Genomic DNA, 17404 nt, shown 5'->3' with positions numbered 1-17404 from the left:
GTATAAGCCTGAAAATCGCTGCCTTTATCCTACTCAATGAAGCGCGCTATTATTTGGCGCGCTTGAACTTCTCACCTAGACCAGCAAACAAAACGTAAAACAAAGGCACAAATATCGTCGCCACAAACGTGGCCACTAACATACCTCCGATAACCCCCGTACCGAGTGAAACGCGACTCCCCGCCCCGGCACCACTGGCCAGTGCTAATGGCAAGCAGCCGAGCGTAAAGGCTAAAGACGTCATTACAATGGGACGAAAACGCAAGCGAATTGCATCTACCGCAGCGTCAGCGAGCGACATACCTTGACGCTGCTTTTGCATCGCAAATTCCACGATCAAAATGGCATTTTTACTCGCCAAACCGATCAAGCACACCAAGCCAATTTGGAAATAAATATCATTTTCCAGACCTCGCATCCACGTTGCGGCAATTGCGCCTAATATCGCAAAAGGTACCGCCAAAATAACCGCCGCAGGAACCATCCAACGCTCGTACTGCGCAGCGAGAATAAGGAACACCATCAACACCGCTAAAACAAATGCCTGGCCACCAGAGCCGCCAGAAGCCTTCTCTTGATAGGAGCTCCCCACCCACCCCAAGGTGAAATTACGCCCCAGAATATCAGCCGCAACGCGATCTAGCGCCGCAATAGCATCACCGGAACTGTAACCTTGCGCGGGATTACCCAACACCTTGGCAGCCGGAAAACCGTTAAATCTGCTCACCGCATCAGGGCCAACAATCCGCTCGACACGCAACAATGTTCGCAAGGAAACCAGATTACCACTCACCGAGCGCACAAATACTTTGCTTAAATCTTCCGGACTGCCGCGAAAGTCCTCTTCGGATTGCAGGTTTACCTGAAAACTACGACCAAATAATGTGAAGTCATTTACGTACAAGCTACCAAACGTCGCCTGCATTGTACTGAACACATCGGCGACCGGCACGCCAAGACTCAGCGCTTTTTCTCTATCTAAAAACAGGCGATACTGTGGGGTATTAATATCGAAAGTACTGTACACCCCCTGAAGTTCCGGCTGCTCATTGGCTTTTTGAATAAAGCGATTTAACTCCTCAGCCATGATCGTCATATCACTGTCGCCACGGTTTTGCACATACAACTCAAAGCCACCGGTCGTACTTAAACCAATAATTGGCGGCGGGTTAAACGCAAACATCACACCATCCAGCAAGTCGTGACCCAAGCGTGGCAAGCGCTGCGCCACTGCGACAGAGCTTTGCGCCGCCTCTGGCCGTTCAGACCAATCTTTGAGCATAACAAACGACACGCCCGCGTTGGTTTTCTGAGCAGACGACAAAATATCAAAGCCGGCAAATGTCATCACACCTTTGACTTCATCTTCCTTAAGAATGCGCTGATTCATCGGGTCGGTTACCGCCACCGTACGTGACAGCGACGCTGCCGGCGGCGTTTTGTACACCATAACGACGTAGCCTTGGTCTTCTGCTGGCACCAAACCTTTCGGGACAGTTTGAAACAAAAACCACGTTGAAGCGATAAGGACGGAAAACATCAACAAGCCCAATATTCGGTGATTAAGCACCCAGCTGGTTGCCGATACATAGCCGTTGCGAAGGCCGTTAAACCCGCGGTTAAACCCACCCAAAAAGCCACGTTCCGCCGGTTTGTGATCTTTGGTTTTTAGCATCATAGAGCACAATGCTGGGGTCAGTGTTAACGCAACAATACCCGATAAAATAACGGAAACCGAAATAGAAACCGCGAATTGCCGGTACATCTCACCGGTAAGACCGTCCATAAAAACAACGGGGAGGAATACAGCGCAAAGCACCAATACAATAGCAATTAGAGGTCCAGACACCTCCTCCATTGCCCGTTTGACTGCAGTATTGGCATCGACATGCTGCTCTTCCATGATGCGCTCAACATTTTCAATAACGATAATAGCGTCATCTACTACAATGCCGATGGCAAGAATAAGACCGAATAGCGTCAGCAAATTAATCGAAAAACCAACAATATAAAGACCGGCAAACGTGCCTATGATCGATACCGGAATCGCCAGCAGAGGAATAATTGTTGCGCGCACATTTTGCAGAAACAAAAACATGACGAGCACTACCAGCAGCAGAGCTTCAAAAAATGTTGCTACCACTTCTTTAATTGAGTGTTCGACAAATACCGTCGTATCAAAAGCGAGATCGAGATTAACACCCTCTGGCAGTTTCTCCCGCACTGCCGCTAGCACCGCCTGCGCCTCAGCCCCCGTTTCTAATGCATTCGCACCAGGCTGCAGGTACATAGCAACAGGAACTGCCGGTTGGCCATTAAAGGCCCCTTGAAACGCGTAGTCTTTAGCCCCTAATTCCACCCGCGCCACGTCACCTAAACGAAGCGTGGCACCAGAATTACTTGACCGTAAAATGATGTGCTCAAATTCCGCCACCGTCGCTAACCGCCCCTGCGTGGTCACGGTGTAAGTAAACGGCGCTTCCTTCACCATGGGCTCAGCCGCAAATTTACCAGCGGCAAAATTGGCGTTTTGCTCGCTCACCGCCCGCGCCACATCGGCGGGTGTTAGGGCGAATTCAGCCAAACGATCTGGCTGCAACCAAATTCGCATCGAATAGTCTTTGGCGCCCAATAAGCGCGCATCGCCAATACCGGGCAATCGGCGCAGCTCGTCGACGATATTTAATAATGCGTAATTACTCAGGTAAATTGCATCGTACTGGGGGTTATCTGAGGTTAGCGCGTAGATCATCAAAATACTGGTCGACCGCTTACTGACCTGAATACCTAATCGCTTTACCGCCTCTGGCAACCGGTTCTCGGCAACGGCAACGCGATTACTAACGTTAATCGCGGCCTGATCGGGGTCGGTACCGGTGGCAAAAACAACGCTGATACTCACCACACCTGAACTCGACGCCTGTGTAGACATATACAGCATGCCGTCTACACCATTAATTTGCTGCTCTAGCGGCGCCGCGACGGTTTCAGCTAAGGTTTCAGCATTAGCACCGGGGTAACTTGCCGTAACAACTATTTCTGGTGGCAAAAACTCTGGATACAAGGCAATAGGCAAACGCCCCATTGCGGTGGCACCGGCCAATAAAATCATTAAGGACAAAACAATCGACAATACCGGCCGGTCTATAAAAAAGCGCGCACTCACTGGGCTTTACCCTCCACAGTAAGCGCGTCGGCAGAGCCCTCAGCGACTATTTCGGTTGGCGCTAACAATGTACCAGCCTGCACCCTCGATACGCCGTCAACAACAACGAGATCCGCAACACTTAAACCGGATTCAATGATGACGCCTTCTTCTGACTCCAAACCCAGCGTCACATTTACGATTTCCGCGCGATTATCCTTATCAACACGATACACATAAATACCCTGAGCGCTCTGCATAATAGCTCGTGCGGGTACAACAATAGATCGCAGACTAACCAAACCGTGCAACCGCACCCGCAAAAATTGACCCGGCAACAAACTGCTATCGGGATTGGGTACGGTAGCCCGCAATTGAACCGTACCCGTCATTTTATCTATTGCGCTTTCGGTAAAATCAACATGCCCAAGATACGGATAGGTATCATCTGGCCCAAGAATAATTTCCACCTCGCGCTTGCCTTCGGCAAACTCGACTTCACCACGCTCAATCATTCGGCGAATACTGAGCATCAGCTTATCTGGCAGTGAAACATTGACGAGTATCGGGTCTAGCTGCGTTATTTCAGTGAGTAAACTATTCCCTGGCCCGACGAGACTGCCTTCTGATAGCTGTTCACGGCTCGTCATACCTGCAATCGGCGCCCGCACCTGAGTGTAATCCAAGTTGATCTGCGCAGCCTCAACCTCTGCTTCAGCAAGCTGCACTGCCGCCTTTGCAAAATTTAGATCAGACTCCGCGTCATCGCGCTCACGACGACTAATAGCATTGGTCTTAATAAGCTCGCCAGCACGTTCCCAGCGCCGCGCCGCCGCCGATAGCCCTGCATTAGCCTGCGCCAACTGCGCTTTGCTGCGATTAAGCGCCACCTGAAAGGGTGCAGAGTCAATTTGAAACAATAACTGCCCGGCTTTCACTGCCTGGCCTTCAGTATATGTTCGACGCAGTAAGATTCCCTCAACTCGCGCTCGTATCTGCACTTCCTTAGAGCCCATTGCGCGACCGGGATACAAGCCACCAATAGGCACCGCGTGCGCTTCTGCCCGCAGCACATTCACTGTAACAGCAGGCCGCTCTAGCGCAGCTTGCGGCTGATCATCGCAGCCACTCACCGCAAATATCGCCGCCAGCAGCGCAAACACAGGCATTAAGGAACGAGGGGTGAACTGAATACCAAATACCATCTGCAACCTCTGACGGAGACTTCCCATAATTCAAGCACTTTACATACATACCCGCATGTATGTAAAGTGCTTGAACTAAAAACTTCTAAGAATATAAAATGCCATGAGACGCTCCAAGGCTGACGCCGAAATTACCCGCTGCTCCATATTAGACGCCGCCGCGGACCTCTTTGCCAAGCAAGGTATTAGCAGAACCCGGCTCGATGACATCGCCTCATCAGCGGGCGTAACCCGAGGAGCGATTTATTGGCACTTCAGTGATAAAGAATCATTAATAGCCGCCATGATTGACCGCGTCAGTGCACCAACTGAAGCGGCGATGGAAGCCCTCAACACAGCTGAGACTGACACCCCCTCACTAGACACCTTAAAACAAGTTGTCGTAGATGCCTTTAGCCGAACCTACAACACTCCGGCAGCAGCGCAAATTACTCGCTTTATTCTGCGCTACGCTCTCAGCGACGAAACAGCGCTCCTAAACGCCCATATTGAACGCAATCGACAAATTAGCTTTGCGCACATTCAGCGGTTTATTGAAAAGGCGCAAACGGCTGGCTTAGTGACATCTGAACTCCGCCCCGAATGCATTACCAATCATATCCGCTCTCATATTACGGGCCTTTTTCATCAGCACCTCAGCAGCCCGCCCCCCGGCATTAGCCCCGACGATGTTGCCGCCTCTATGGACTTGGTCCTAAAAGGGCTTAGACCAGCAGCTAAATAATCACCACAATACAGCGGCAGCAACGCCAGAGGTCAGCAATCATTACGCAACAAACTTATTGATCGCTAACGGCAGCGCGATATCAAAATGCATCCCGCTCCCCATCTGCGTACTGACCTTAATCTGCCCCTGCAATTGCTGCCGGACAATATTGTAGACGAGGTGCAAACCCAAACCGGTACCACCAGATCCACGGCGAGTCGTAAAAAAAGGCTCAAAAACCTGCTTTGCATGCTCAGCCGCCATCCCGATACCATTATCGCTAAACACCAAATTAACACCCGATTCATGCTGACTAACCGTCAGGGAAATCCGGCCGTGCTCACCCTCAGAAAATGCATGTATCAAACTATTATTTAATAAATTAATAACCACCTGCGCTAAGCCTCCCGGCACAGTACGCAAGGATATTGTCCGCGGGCAGTCCAATACCACCTCGTGGCCGCTACGCCGATAACTCGGCGACAGGTGCACAAACACATCACTTAGATATTCGTATAAATTAATATCTCGGGTCTCCGCCGTCGCTTGATCTACAGACACCTGTTTAAAACTACTTATCAAGCTCCCGGCTCGCTGTATATTAGCCAGTACAATGCGCGACGCTTCTTGCAAACGCTGCAGTAACTCAGAGAGCTCAATAGACGGCTCACTCTGTGCCGGGAGTATTTCATGCAAGCGCCGCAAATCTGCAGACAGCGTCGATTCAGCGGTAATAGCGATGCCAAGCGGCGTATTTAATTCGTGGGCGAACCCAGCCACTAAGCCGCCCAAGGATGCCATTTTTTCCGCCTCAACTAAGTGCTCTTGGGTCTCCTGCAACTGGGCGAGCATGAACTTAAGCTCATCACCCACCACTTCAGATCGGTGCTTTTGGCCCGTTAGCACCAAAAACGACATACCTAGCAAACCAGTAAACAGCAAACCAGCTGCCAGCATCACCCACGGCACCACCGACCGCGTACCGACAAGAAACGACTGATTAGCGTCTGCTTGGAACAGCCACTCTTGATCGGCAACGCGCAAAACTCTGCGTTCAACAAACAATGCGCCTCGGCCCAGCGGGTCATTGCTATCACTACGATAAAGGGCGCCCCCCGCGGCATCAAAAACCGACACTGACACCCCCTGTAAAAAATCTGGCGTCAGCAAAAAGCCCATAAGGTCTTTAACTCGAAATACGCCAGACACATAACCCGCCAGCACATCATCGCCACCTTTAGCAGACATATTCACCGGCAGGTAAATAACAACACCCTGCTGATTGCCGCTCTCTTGCACAAGGCGAATGGGGTCGGTTACCGCGGGCGCTCGAGTATCCGCAGCACGCAATAAAGCTTTACGCGGAAGGTCTGCCGAACCAATATCATAGGCCAAAGCACTTAAATTTTTGTTCAAAGGTTCAATGTAGCGAATAACAACGTAATCGTCGTGTTTTTCTTGAAGAACCAACTCACCATTATCATCTCGCCGCGTTATAAATACGGGCGCCTGCATTTCAGCGCTCATCTGAGACTCCAGCAACTGGCGACCCTCACCCGCAACCCTGACATTCCAAGCTACGGCCTGAAAACCCGGATTCCGCGCCAAAATTCCGTCTGCAAACACACGAAAATCGGCTTGAGTCACCTCTTTAGACGCTGCAAACAAACCTTGGACCGAATACAAGGTAGCCAAATGCGCATCAATTACCGATTGCGCGCGCTGAAACACCTGCTCACTGCGACCATTAAAATCGGCTTGCTGTCTACCGAGTTCCCAACGACTTGCAGTAACATACAAGCTGACAATAACAAACGTCGCGCCGAGCAAAACTGCGGGTAAAATTCTGCTACGACTACGCCAAACCTCCCGGGGCTGCGCATAAAAAACAAACATCAGGGTGGCGAATATCATGACCCCCAGACCATCACCAACCCACCAGGTGAACCAGTTAAACCAATAATTCTCAGTCGCGAGCTTCCCCGTGAGCCAAAGTGCCGACGCCCCCACTGTTGCCCCAGGAATACAACCGATGCCACAGCCGTATAAAATAAAACGCCAAACAGACTGAACCGTGTCTAACTCAGCGGGATAGCCAACAAAACGCCGCAGCAGCCAAACCCCGACAACGGCTTGCACGCTAGCGCCAATGCTAACAACAAGAGGAAGCCATAGCGTGGGATAAAATTCTTCCCAAGCCTCACTCTGAAAGCCAGCGAGATCAATATTGACAAAAAAGGAACCTAGCAGGACGCCGGGCCAAAGGTGGTAACCATTGAATAACAACAAAGCCAATGCGAGACCGGCTGCAGGCCAAATTGCTGTTGCATAACCTGGAGGAATTGCCAGCAAAAGTGCGAGCTTTCCGGCAATTAAATACAGCACTGCAACCAGCACTATCCCTAGAAAGCCTTGTTTAAACATTTGCCAGCCATTTTCGTAAAATCGTGTTTTTAACGTTGTTTACAACCATCCTGGCATACTCGTATTTTCCTAATATTCAAGCACTAAGCTCGGCGTTGGCAGCATAAAGACCAGTTTATCGGCGTAGCGCGCCGCGCCACCATAGGTATATCTGCCTAATACCATTAAATATTCAAATTCCATCAAGGCACTTTTGCCCAATTTTCGCCCCCCAGGATTCCTACCATACACCCGAAAAACAGCCGTCCATAACCACGAAGCATGGCGCTATCATCTTAATTTATCGCGCTTTTACCTGAAATAGATACCGCCTGCAGAACACACATTTATCGCATATCGCGGCCAGTTGTAATATCCTAGGTCGTTTACCCGATAACAAAACAGTTAACCACAATGGATCTACAAAGATGCTCATAGGAATCCCAAAAGAACTCGCTACCGATGAAAACCGGGTAGCGATCATTCCGACAGATGCCAAAAAGCTAGTACGGGCCGGCGCGACACTGCAAGTTGAAGCGGGCCTAGGCTTAGGCAGTGGCTTCAGCGACCAGGAATACACCGACGCCGGCGCCACTGTCAGCAGTGATCGTCAGGCCATCCTCGCCTCAGCAGATATCATTCTGCGGATCAACAAACCTAGTATAGATGAAATCGGCCAAATGAAAGCCGGCTGCATTCATATCAGCTATTTGGATCCGTTTAATGAACATTCGCTAATTAAGGCCTTCCGCGACCAGGGTGTTAGCGCGATCAGCATGGAAATGATTCCACGCAGCACGCGCTCACAGAAAATGGATGCACTAAGCTCCCAAGCCAGCTTGGCAGGCTACGTGATGGTATTACTCGCCACCACTAAATTACCACGCATCCTTCCAATGATGATGACCCCTGCCGGCACCCTAAAGCCGTCAACGACGTTTATCATTGGCGCGGGTGTTGCCGGTCTACAGGCTATTGCTACCGCAAAGCGCCTCGGCTCGAAGGTTGTTGCTTTTGACACCCGCTCGGTCGTCGCTGAGCAAGTGCGCTCACTCGGCGGCAAGTTCCTCGAAATCGACTTAGGCGAAACAGGGCAAACCAAAGATGGCTACGCGGTAGCCCTAACTGAGGAGCAAATGAAACTTCAGTTAGAAGGCCAGAAGAAGCAAATTGCTGAGTCCGATATTGTTATCACCACCGCCCAGCTATTTGGTCGCAAACCGCCAGTACTGATAACCAGCGACATGATAAAGGGCATGAAGCCAGGCTCTGTCATTGTCGACATGGCAGCGGAGAGCGGCGGTAACGTCGAAGGCTCCGTAGCTGGCAAAACCGTGGTTGTTGACGGCGTTACTATTATTGGCGACGGCAATTGGTCTAACTTTGTCTGCCGCGACGCGAGCCAAATGTACTCATCCAACCTCTTCAACCTCGTTGATGAAGGCTGGAACGGCGATGACAAGAAAATGGTTATCGACATGGAAAACGATATTCTCCAAGGCTGTGTGATTACCCACGGCGGCGAGATCGTTAACGAAACCATTAAAAACCTAATTAACTAGGAGAAGATGATGGAAATAGTATTTCTGGCTTTCATCTTAATGCTGTCTATATTTTTAGGCTTTGAGCTGATCAATAAAGTCCCCGCAACCCTGCACACGCCACTCATGTCAGGTTCTAACGCCATATCGGGCATTACCCTGGTTGGCGCACTTACTTCCGCCGGCGCCGAGCACACTGTGCTTGCCACCGTTCTTGGCACCATTGCAGTTGCCATGGCCACCATCAACGTCATTGGCGGCTATATGGTCACCGACCGCATGTTAGCAATGTTCAAGAAGAAAGGAGGCGCTAAATAATGGGCATTGAATTACTGGTTAACCTGTCCTACGTGGCAGCTGCCGTTCTGTTTATTTTTGGCTTAAAAATGTTGGGCTCACCAGCGACTGCCCGCAAAGGTAACCTCGTCTCAGCACTGGGTATGTTTATTGCTGTCGTGATTACGCTGTTAGATCAAAGCATTATCGACTACAAGTGGATTTTGGCCGGTGTCGTGGCCGGTGGCGCTATTGGCGCCCTAGTGGCCCGCCGCGTTGAAATGACAGGCATGCCCGAAATGGTTGCACTGTTTAACGGCTTTGGCGGTATAGCGAGCTTATTCGTAGGCTGGGCAGCCCTTTACGGTATGGACGCCAACACCTTCCAACTGATCACCATTGTTCTGTCAATTCTGATCGGCGGCGTGACATTCTCAGGCAGCATGATTGCCTGGGGCAAGCTTAGCGAGCGCATCGCAGGTAAGCCTATGGTGTTCGGCGGACAGCGGATTTTCAATATTCTGCTGATCGTTGCCATTATTGCCGCCTCGGCGATGTTCACCCTGAATCCCGCAACACCTATCTACTTATATGTTGTCATTGGTTTGGCACTACTGCTCGGCATCATGCTGGTCATCCCTATCGGCGGCGCCGATATGCCAGTGGTAATTTCCTTGCTGAACAGCTACTCAGGCCTCGCCGCTTGCGCCGCTGGTCTCGCCATTAATAACATCATCCTGATTGTGGCCGGTGCCCTAGTTGGCGCCAGCGGTATTATCCTGACACAAATTATGTGTAAAGCGATGAACCGCTCCTTAAGCAATGTTCTGTTCAGCGGATTTAGCGCTGTATCAGCAACAGGCGCTGCAGCTAAGATCGAAGGCGAAGCCAAGGCGATGACCGCAGAAGATGCGTATTACGTCCTTGAAGCCGCTGCCAGCGTGGTAATTGTACCTGGTTACGGCATGGCGGTTGCGCAGGCTCAGCACGTCGTGAAAGAGCTTCAGGAGCTTCTCGAAAAAAATGGCGCGGAAGTCGTTTATGCCATTCACCCAGTTGCGGGCCGCATGCCCGGTCATATGAACGTACTGCTTGCTGAAGCTGACGTTTCTTATGACTTGCTACTGGAAATGGATGCCGTCAACCCGCGCATGGAAACCTTCGACGTAGCGATTGTTATTGGCGCCAACGACGTAGTTAACCCCGCCGCTCGTGAAATGGAAGGCAGCCCAATCTATGGCATGCCCGTTATCAACGTTGATATGGCGCGTAACGTGTTTGTTATGAAGCGCTCCATGGCCTCGGGCTTTGCCGGCATCGACAACCCGCTGTTCTTTAAAGAGAACACGCGGATGCTGTTTGGTGACGCGAAAGAAATGCTAGGCAATATCATTAAAGCCTTTAACTAAGGTTTTAATTGCACAGCAAAACGGGCTCCTAGGAGCCCGTTTTTTTATCTAGATATAAACCGCAAGCCCTTAGGTTTCGACGGCCAGACAAAGCGCCGGTAAAATTTCATCCAATAAGGTCTTTAAACTTAATAACGAATCACGACTCACTCCAAGCTTAGCCGCCAACTTTTCTGGTATCTCACTGCACGCATCCTGCAAGGCCACACCAGCCTCACTCAGGTAAACAAGCACCATTCGCTCATCTTGGCCAGCGCGCTGCCGATGTATAAACCCCTGCTGCTCTAAGCGCTTCAATAAGGGCGTTAGCGTATTCGTATTAAGTAAGGCTTTATCCCCCACCACTTTTATAGAACACGGCGCATGCTCCCACAAAATCATCATGACAATATACTGCGGATACGTTAGCCCCAGCGGGGTCAAATACGTCTGATACAGCCGAGTAATAAGCCGAGAGCTTGCATACAAAGGAAAACACAACTGATTTTCTAGCTGCAGCTGCGCAAGCTTTGGCGGCGTCGCACTCAAATCTGTACTCATGCCGCTAGCGCGGCTTCGATATCGGCAACAATACTCTCAGGCTTAGTGGTTGGTGCAAAACGCTTTATCGCCTGACCATCTTTACCGACTAAAAACTTTGTGAAATTCCATTTCACTGCATTACTCAAGGTGCCCGGTGCCGCCTTTTTCAAATAGGCAAACAAGGGGTGGGCATTTTTACCGTTTACATCAATTTTTTCGGTGATCGGAAAACTGACGCCGTAATTCACCAAACAACTGCCCTCAATCGTGCCAGCATCGCCAGGTTCTTGGTTGGCAAACTGATTACACGGCGCACCCAGTATGACCAGCCCCTGATCCTTGTATTTTTCGTAAAGCGCCTGCAAACCTTCATATTGCGGTGTAAGGCCACACTTGCTTGCAGTATTAACCACCAGCACCACATTGCCTTTATAAGCAGATAAATCCAGCGCTTTACCCTGCAAGCTACGAATTTCAAAATCGTATAGCGTACTCATTCTGTACTCCTTTAAATTAAGCAAAATCAGCCAGTAACAATTACAACATCAACAATCGCCATTAAAACAGCTAACTATATCGCACGCAACTATATCGTGCGCGATATATTAAAATTCAAGTTTACGATAAAAATGCCGTTAAGATGAATATAACGCCCTCGAGCACCTACTCAGCTATGGTTATTATCAATCCGAGCAACGCAACTCAGCCTGCAGCATTCAATCGCCCCGCTGGGCCCGCACCAATATTACCGATAGACAAGGTACTCAACGCCGTTGTCATGGGCCAGCGCGCAGACCATCTTTATGAACTTGCTTCAGGCAATCTGCGACTGATGGCAGAAAGCCAAACCGCACTGCGACGCGGTGAGCAACTATTGCTGCAGGTCACCGGCAAAGATGCCCAGCAGCGCCCCACCCTCCAAGTTATTAACGCCAGCCCCAACACCCTCAACCCCCTGCTAAAAGCGATGCTACCTCAGCAGCAGGGCGTCAATCAATTGCTCGCCAATATCAGCCAGCTAATCAGTAGCCCTGCTAGCAACACCGCGCTCAACAAAGCCAGCAACGAATTCCTCGGTATCCTCCCGTCGCGCCAGCAAGTCTCCAATCCTGCCGGCCTCCTAAATGCCATTCAAAGCAGCGGCTTCTTTATGGAAAGCAATCTCGCCGCCAGCATAGCGCCGCCGGGCGACCTGAAAGGCGCCCTGCTAAGGCTCGCACAAAAACTTGAGAACTTACGGCTGAGCATCGCGGCAAGCCCGCAAGAGAGCGCAAGTAAAGCCGCAAAGCTTAGCCAGGACTACAGTGGATTGGCACGAGGGGCTGGCACAAAACTCGACTCGTCGCTATTAGTAAACGGCCAAACAAACCCAGACCAATCGCTCAATAGCCATAAACCCCATTTTGGCCAGAACACCAACTACAACAGGCCGATTCCAAATAGCGATTTGCCTGGCGTATTGCGCTCGCAACCTCGACTTTTACCCGAATTAGGGAGTCTAAAGCTCAGCCAAGAAGCCTTAGTAAAACAACTACTACAAGATTGCCGTGGTGCGATTGCCAGGCTCGAATCCCATCAACTGCTCCACCTACAGCAAAAAGACCCATTACAAAACCAATACCTAATTGAGGTACCTGTTCGAGATGACGACGGCATCGATGTCTGGCAGCTACAGCTACAATGGCTACGTGCACGAGAAGAACAGGAGCATTCACCCGAAAATACCAAATCGGATACTGAACAGCACCAGCGACGGTGGCAGATTAATCTAAACTTCGAGCTTCCGGGATTGGGTGCCATCAATACCCTTGTAAGTCAGCAGGGTAAGCAAATCGCAATTAGCTTTAACACCGAAATTCAGGCTACCCGCAGCCTGATTGACGCGCACCAACATGAACTTAGCCAGCGCTTGACGGAACAAGGCCTTGTCGACACAGAAATTCAAACACACACAGGCATTACCCCAGCGCCAAGCTCACCGCTTATTAGCCAGTCACTACTGGAAGACCAAGCATGACGACTACGCCAGGTGAAATTGCAGTTTCCTTACACTATGATGGCCGTAATGCACCCACAGTCAGCGCCAAAGGCGAAGGTGAACTTGCGCGGCAAATACTAATGATTGCCATCGAGCACGATATACCAATATACCGCAATCAGCAGCTCCTCCAACTCCTCAGCCATGTAGAGCTTGAGAGCGAAATACCCAAGGAGCTCTATATTGCTGTTGCCGAAATCATTGCCTTTGCCTATCGACTAAAAAATAAAACACCAGACAGCACCAACAAAGAGGCGAGCAGCAATCGCACTGAAGACACTCAGCCTTAAGAAAGACAGGGAACGCGAAAGGTCATTCACGATGAGGAATGACCTGGTAAGTATTAGCGCGTGAGCTTCCACGTAAAACGAAGCTGGGTCAAAGACTCAACCGCTTTACCGTTAACTAACTCGGGTTCAAACTTACATTTAGACAAAGCAGACAAGGCGCGATAGTCCAAACGGCGTGTACCACTGGTTTCAATAATCCGGCCGTCCTGCACAACGCCGGTGGCATCAAGTGAAAACTCCATGGTAACAGTACCCTGCTGCCCTAGCCGGACAGATTCATCCGGGTACTGCGGCCGAGCGCAGCTATCCCAATCAATTGACGCGGCGCGGCGACTAACAACCGCGGGCTTAACGTCTTCTTTAGTCGACACACCGCCAATAGGCGACGCCTTAGCCGGTGCTTCTTTTTGGCGCGCCGCCGCAATTGCCTGCTGACGCTCCTTTTCAGCATTTTTGGCCCGGGTCTCCGCAGCCTCCGCAGCTCGGGCTGCGGCCTCAGCTGCAGCCTGAGCCATTGCCAGTGCAGCAGACTGCTCTTGCAGAGTGGCTAATTGCTGCTGCTGAAGTTTACTCTGCTCATGCTGACTAAACTCGCCATCTAGTCGGCGCTGCCATTCAGCGAGCACAGCTTGCTCCTCCGATTGCAGTGCCTCACCATTCTGCGCAGTGCTGAGCTCAAAGGTCGCCGCTTCGCTCGCGGCGGTTCTCGTTACACTTTGATCTCCACCCGACGACAAAAACGCCGCTAACCCCGCCGCAGCACAAACACCCAATAAAGAAATCGCAATTACAGATTCAGCTGACTGTCCAAATCCGGTCTTTCTTGGCGATGCCGCTGCTTCCATCATTTCACTCACTATTCAACCTCCGACTTTACGCAGCTATGCTGTCAAACCAAACAAACGACCGATCCGCTTAAATACTCCACGAGTATCATTTGCTGGCGGTGGCGCAGCCTCTGCGGCAATACGTAACGTTTGGGCCGGATTTTTTTGCAATATCTCATAGCGACGCATGGCTAAATTGACACTACCACGCAATAAACCCTCGCTAATTGGCTTGCTTAAAAAACGATAAATTTGCCCGCGATTTATCAGATCGATACCCTGTTCTGCATCAGACTGCCCAGTTAACACTATGGCAACTAAGCTCGGATGATGCTGCCGAAGTGCACTAAGCAGGTCGGTAACGACCTCTCCTCCCACGGTTAGCTCTGTAATGATCACGCCTATCTTATGTTTTTCAAGCTGTTCGAGACCTTCATCGAGGTTTCTGGCGGAGTACACTGCTCGCTCACGACCAAGCACCCGCTGCAAGGTATCACGAGTAGCTTCGTCATCATCCAAAATCAAGGTACCAACATCGTCAATACCCGGAATATAAACCTTCTCGTTAATATCTTCTTCTACCGCTAATTCAACATGCTCGATAGCTGACGCCTTCACCGCCGCCGCAATGGTTTGGCGCAAATCGACATTAGACCAAGGTTTATTAATAAAACGGAAAATCTCACCATCATTAATCGCCGCCAAAATAGCGCTTAAATCAGAGTAGCCGGTGAGTAAAACCCGAATCGCACGGGGACGAATATCTTTAGCCGAGCGCAGCACTTCGACACCAGTCATCTCCGGCATCCGCTGGTCACTCACGACGACATCGACATCACCCTCTCGGAGAATATCCAATGCAGCAGCACCAGAGTTCGCCGTAACGACATCGTAATCTTTACGAAACAAAGCCTTTAGTGCTACCAAAATGCGCGGTTCATCATCAATGAATAAGATACGCGGCTTTTGTTCCGCAACGTCCACACTTGCCAATTCATCCATTATTATTCTCCAAGCAAAACCACGTCATTCGCAGGCGAAACATCTGCCGCTTTTCCAGCTTTCTTAATCGGCAGTCGAACCACAAACTCGGTGCCTTTCCCAAGTTCTGATTCAACTTGGATCGTGCCACCGTGATCTTCAATAATCCGGAATACAATCGACAAACCTAAACCAGTGCCCTTGCCCACGGCCTTCGTCGTAAAAAACGGCTCAAATATATGAGCACGAGTATCTTCATCCATACCACTGCCATTATCTCGAATAGCAACTTCCACATCGCCATCGACCTGGCGCGTGGCAATTTGAATCAAGCCCTGGCCATCCATCGCTTGCGCGGCATTATTAATAAGATTAAGAAAAACTTGGTTTAATTGCGAAGGTGCACAGCTTATCTCTGGTAGCTCAGCGAAATTTCGCTCAACACTAACTCCATCCTTAAGCTGGTTATTACAAATTTTAAGCGCGGTATCGATACCGGCGTTCAAATCAAACAGTTGCGACTGGGAACGATCAACACGACTGAAGTCCTTGAGACTCATAACCAATTCTGAGATTTGATTCAGGCCGTACTCGACGTCGGCCAGCAATACATCAAATTCCTCAAGGCTTTCCGCATCGACCTCTTGCCCCATGCCCTGCAAGGACTCACGAATAATCTCAACATTACTGCTGGCATAACCCAGCGGCGTATTGATTTCATGGGCAACGCCCGCAACCATTTGCCCGAGTGAGGCCATTTTTTCAGACTGGATAAGCTGACCTTGCTGCATCTTCAAATCGTCTAAGGCCTTGCTAAGTGCCTGAGTTCGCTTATTTACGATTTGCTCTAGATTACTATTGGTATCCTGCAATTCATTGTTCGCACTGTCCAAGGCAGAGAAGCTTGAACGCAAACGCACCGCGATCAGCCCGAATGCCAGCAACAGCGCAACCGCATATACCGCGAGAGTTTGACGATAGCGACGGGCGGTGTCTTGTAGACCCTGAAAATGATCCTCATAGGCCAATTGTAAACTCTGTAAAGCCGCGCCTGTCTCGATTGCGTCAAACTGGCCAATTAATTTCTGTAAATCATCGCGACTGCTGCGTAGCAAGCTTACGGTTTCAAGGAGGTGGCCTAAGGCGCCCCGTGCAGCATCATTATCAAGCTGTTCCGCAGCCTCGCCAACCTCGGCCGCCAGCTGATCAATGACAAAAGCATTCTCCGGCGAGGACTGTAAGCTGTAGGCTGTTGCCTCTTGAAGTAACATCATTATGCGTTTACGAAGTGACTCTGAGCTATTCACCGCAGGCGCATTCAGCACTGAAATGCCGGCCACACGCATCACCGAAAAATATTGCGCCAAACGCGCCAACCGCGCCGAATAATCATTCAGCAACGTCAATTTATCGCCCGCTTGGGTTCGGTATACCTGTAAAGATTGATTAATATCCCGGCTCAAATCACTTAAGCCAGCCTTACCACTGCTTAAGGAACTCTGCGCGACGTCAAATCGGTCTCGCGCCAATTCAAGCTCTCTAGCGCCTGATTCAAGCGCTAATCGCGCTCGCAATATCTGCTGATTAAGCTCAACGTCAGCTTTAGCGGCACTGTCTATTTGCTCTAGGCGGATTACATGGAGCCCTGTCTCTAAGGGGTTACGCAGCATTTTCCATAGTAAAAAGACAATCAAGCTCAAGGCCAAAGACACCGCTAACACCACGAGCAAGCGCTGCAGCGTAAAACCACCAGCGCGTCTTTTTAAGATTGCCATCTTGTTACGATCTAACATAAACCTCATCGATGATTTTCTTATTATTGGTTTAGTCGGCACAATATCTCCTTGAACTTAAAACCTTATTTGACTCCCTGAGAATGTCAGCGTACCCGCCCCGTCGAGCGATTTAGATAGCGATATTCATAAAGGCCTTAATCGGAATCTTCGTTATAAGCTTATTATTGGAATCACTGCTGTCCCGTTAAGGAGAAATAAAAAAGCCTGATTCCACCACAATTGATACAATGAGATTGTCTAGAAAACACTGTATTAATAGAGGGAA

General features: G+C 50.1%; 14 protein-coding genes. 6 read left to right on the top strand and 8 right to left on the bottom strand.

The genetic code is table 11. The features are described 5' to 3' along the window. Positions 1-49: 49 nt before the first annotated feature. Both HNQ57_RS07215 and HNQ57_RS07210 read right to left on the bottom strand, forming a co-directional pair. A complete protein-coding gene (locus HNQ57_RS07215; protein ID WP_184461985.1) occupies positions 50-3166 on the bottom strand; it encodes an efflux RND transporter permease subunit in 3117 nt (1038 codons plus the stop codon). Next, positions 3163-4350, bottom strand: coding sequence for an efflux RND transporter periplasmic adaptor subunit (locus HNQ57_RS07210; protein ID WP_184461983.1), 1188 nt, complete (start codon positions 4348-4350; stop codon positions 3163-3165). The genes HNQ57_RS07215 and HNQ57_RS07210 overlap by 4 nt, the downstream gene beginning before the upstream one ends. 103 nt (positions 4351-4453) lie before the next feature. Between HNQ57_RS07210 and HNQ57_RS07205 the strand changes: the two genes are divergently transcribed. Next, positions 4454-5074 carry a TetR family transcriptional regulator gene (locus HNQ57_RS07205; protein WP_184461982.1) on the top strand — a complete coding sequence of 207 codons (621 nt, stop codon included), beginning with the start codon at positions 4454-4456 and terminating at the stop codon, positions 5072-5074. A 42-nt stretch (positions 5075-5116) separates the two neighbouring features. Here HNQ57_RS07205 and HNQ57_RS07200 read toward each other — a convergent pair whose 3' ends face one another. Beyond that, a complete protein-coding gene (locus HNQ57_RS07200; protein ID WP_184461980.1) occupies positions 5117-7480 on the bottom strand; it encodes a CHASE domain-containing protein in 2364 nt (787 codons plus the stop codon). Between the two features lie 407 nt (positions 7481-7887). On the opposite strand from HNQ57_RS07200, the gene HNQ57_RS07195 reads away from it, so the two are divergent. The 3 genes from HNQ57_RS07195 to HNQ57_RS07185 are packed head-to-tail and all read left to right on the top strand — an operon-like array spanning position 7888 to position 10685. After that, positions 7888-9021 carry an NAD(P) transhydrogenase subunit alpha gene (locus HNQ57_RS07195; protein ID WP_184461978.1) on the top strand — a complete coding sequence of 378 codons (1134 nt, stop codon included), beginning with the start codon at positions 7888-7890 and terminating at the stop codon, positions 9019-9021. 9 nt (positions 9022-9030) lie between these two features. Beyond that, entirely contained in the window at positions 9031-9318 is a 288-nt protein-coding gene (locus tag HNQ57_RS07190; protein ID WP_184461977.1) for an NAD(P) transhydrogenase subunit alpha part 2, read from the top strand. Further along, positions 9318-10685: an NAD(P)(+) transhydrogenase (Re/Si-specific) subunit beta gene (locus tag HNQ57_RS07185; protein WP_184461975.1), complete on the top strand. Its 1368-nt coding sequence runs from the start codon at positions 9318-9320 to the stop codon at positions 10683-10685. The genes HNQ57_RS07190 and HNQ57_RS07185 overlap by 1 nt, the downstream gene beginning before the upstream one ends. A gap of 69 nt (positions 10686-10754) precedes the next feature. Here the strand turns inward: HNQ57_RS07185 and HNQ57_RS07180 are convergent, their stop codons facing one another. Both HNQ57_RS07180 and HNQ57_RS07175 read right to left on the bottom strand, forming a co-directional pair. After that, complete coding sequence (locus HNQ57_RS07180; protein ID WP_184461973.1) at positions 10755-11225, bottom strand: MarR family winged helix-turn-helix transcriptional regulator; 471 nt, start codon at positions 11223-11225, stop codon at positions 10755-10757. Further along, complete coding sequence (locus tag HNQ57_RS07175; protein ID WP_184461971.1) at positions 11222-11704, bottom strand: glutathione peroxidase; 483 nt, start codon at positions 11702-11704, stop codon at positions 11222-11224. Before HNQ57_RS07175 ends, HNQ57_RS07180 begins: the two co-directional genes overlap by 4 nt. Before the next feature lie 143 nt (positions 11705-11847). Here HNQ57_RS07175 and fliK point away from each other — a divergent pair, with 143 nt between their 5' ends. Both fliK and HNQ57_RS07165 read left to right on the top strand, forming a co-directional pair. Further along, on the top strand, positions 11848-13224 hold the full coding sequence (gene fliK / locus HNQ57_RS07170) for a flagellar hook-length control protein FliK (protein WP_184461969.1): 1377 nt from the start codon (positions 11848-11850) through the stop codon (positions 13222-13224). Beyond that, positions 13221-13535, top strand: coding sequence for an EscU/YscU/HrcU family type III secretion system export apparatus switch protein (locus tag HNQ57_RS07165; RefSeq protein WP_184461967.1), 315 nt, complete (start codon positions 13221-13223; stop codon positions 13533-13535). Before fliK ends, HNQ57_RS07165 begins: the two co-directional genes overlap by 4 nt. 53 nt (positions 13536-13588) lie before the next feature. Here HNQ57_RS07165 and HNQ57_RS07160 read toward each other — a convergent pair whose 3' ends face one another. From HNQ57_RS07160 to HNQ57_RS07150, 3 genes are read right to left on the bottom strand one after another with little or no spacing between them, the layout of a single operon-like run. Continuing rightward, positions 13589-14383 carry an energy transducer TonB gene (locus HNQ57_RS07160; protein WP_226968330.1) on the bottom strand — a complete coding sequence of 265 codons (795 nt, stop codon included), beginning with the start codon at positions 14381-14383 and terminating at the stop codon, positions 13589-13591. A 33-nt stretch (positions 14384-14416) separates the two neighbouring features. Further along, positions 14417-15364 carry a response regulator gene (locus HNQ57_RS07155; RefSeq protein ID WP_184461963.1) on the bottom strand — a complete coding sequence of 316 codons (948 nt, stop codon included), beginning with the start codon at positions 15362-15364 and terminating at the stop codon, positions 14417-14419. 2 nt (positions 15365-15366) lie between these two features. After that, entirely contained in the window at positions 15367-17136 is a 1770-nt protein-coding gene (locus tag HNQ57_RS07150) for a DAHL domain-containing protein (RefSeq protein WP_184461961.1), read from the bottom strand. Positions 17137-17404 lie beyond the last annotated feature (268 nt).

The organism is Zhongshania antarctica, from assembly GCF_014202945.1.
In the GTDB taxonomy this organism is placed as follows: domain Bacteria; phylum Pseudomonadota; class Gammaproteobacteria; order Pseudomonadales; family Spongiibacteraceae; genus Spongiibacter; species Spongiibacter antarcticus.
This window is presented reverse-complemented; position numbering and strand designations above follow the sequence as displayed.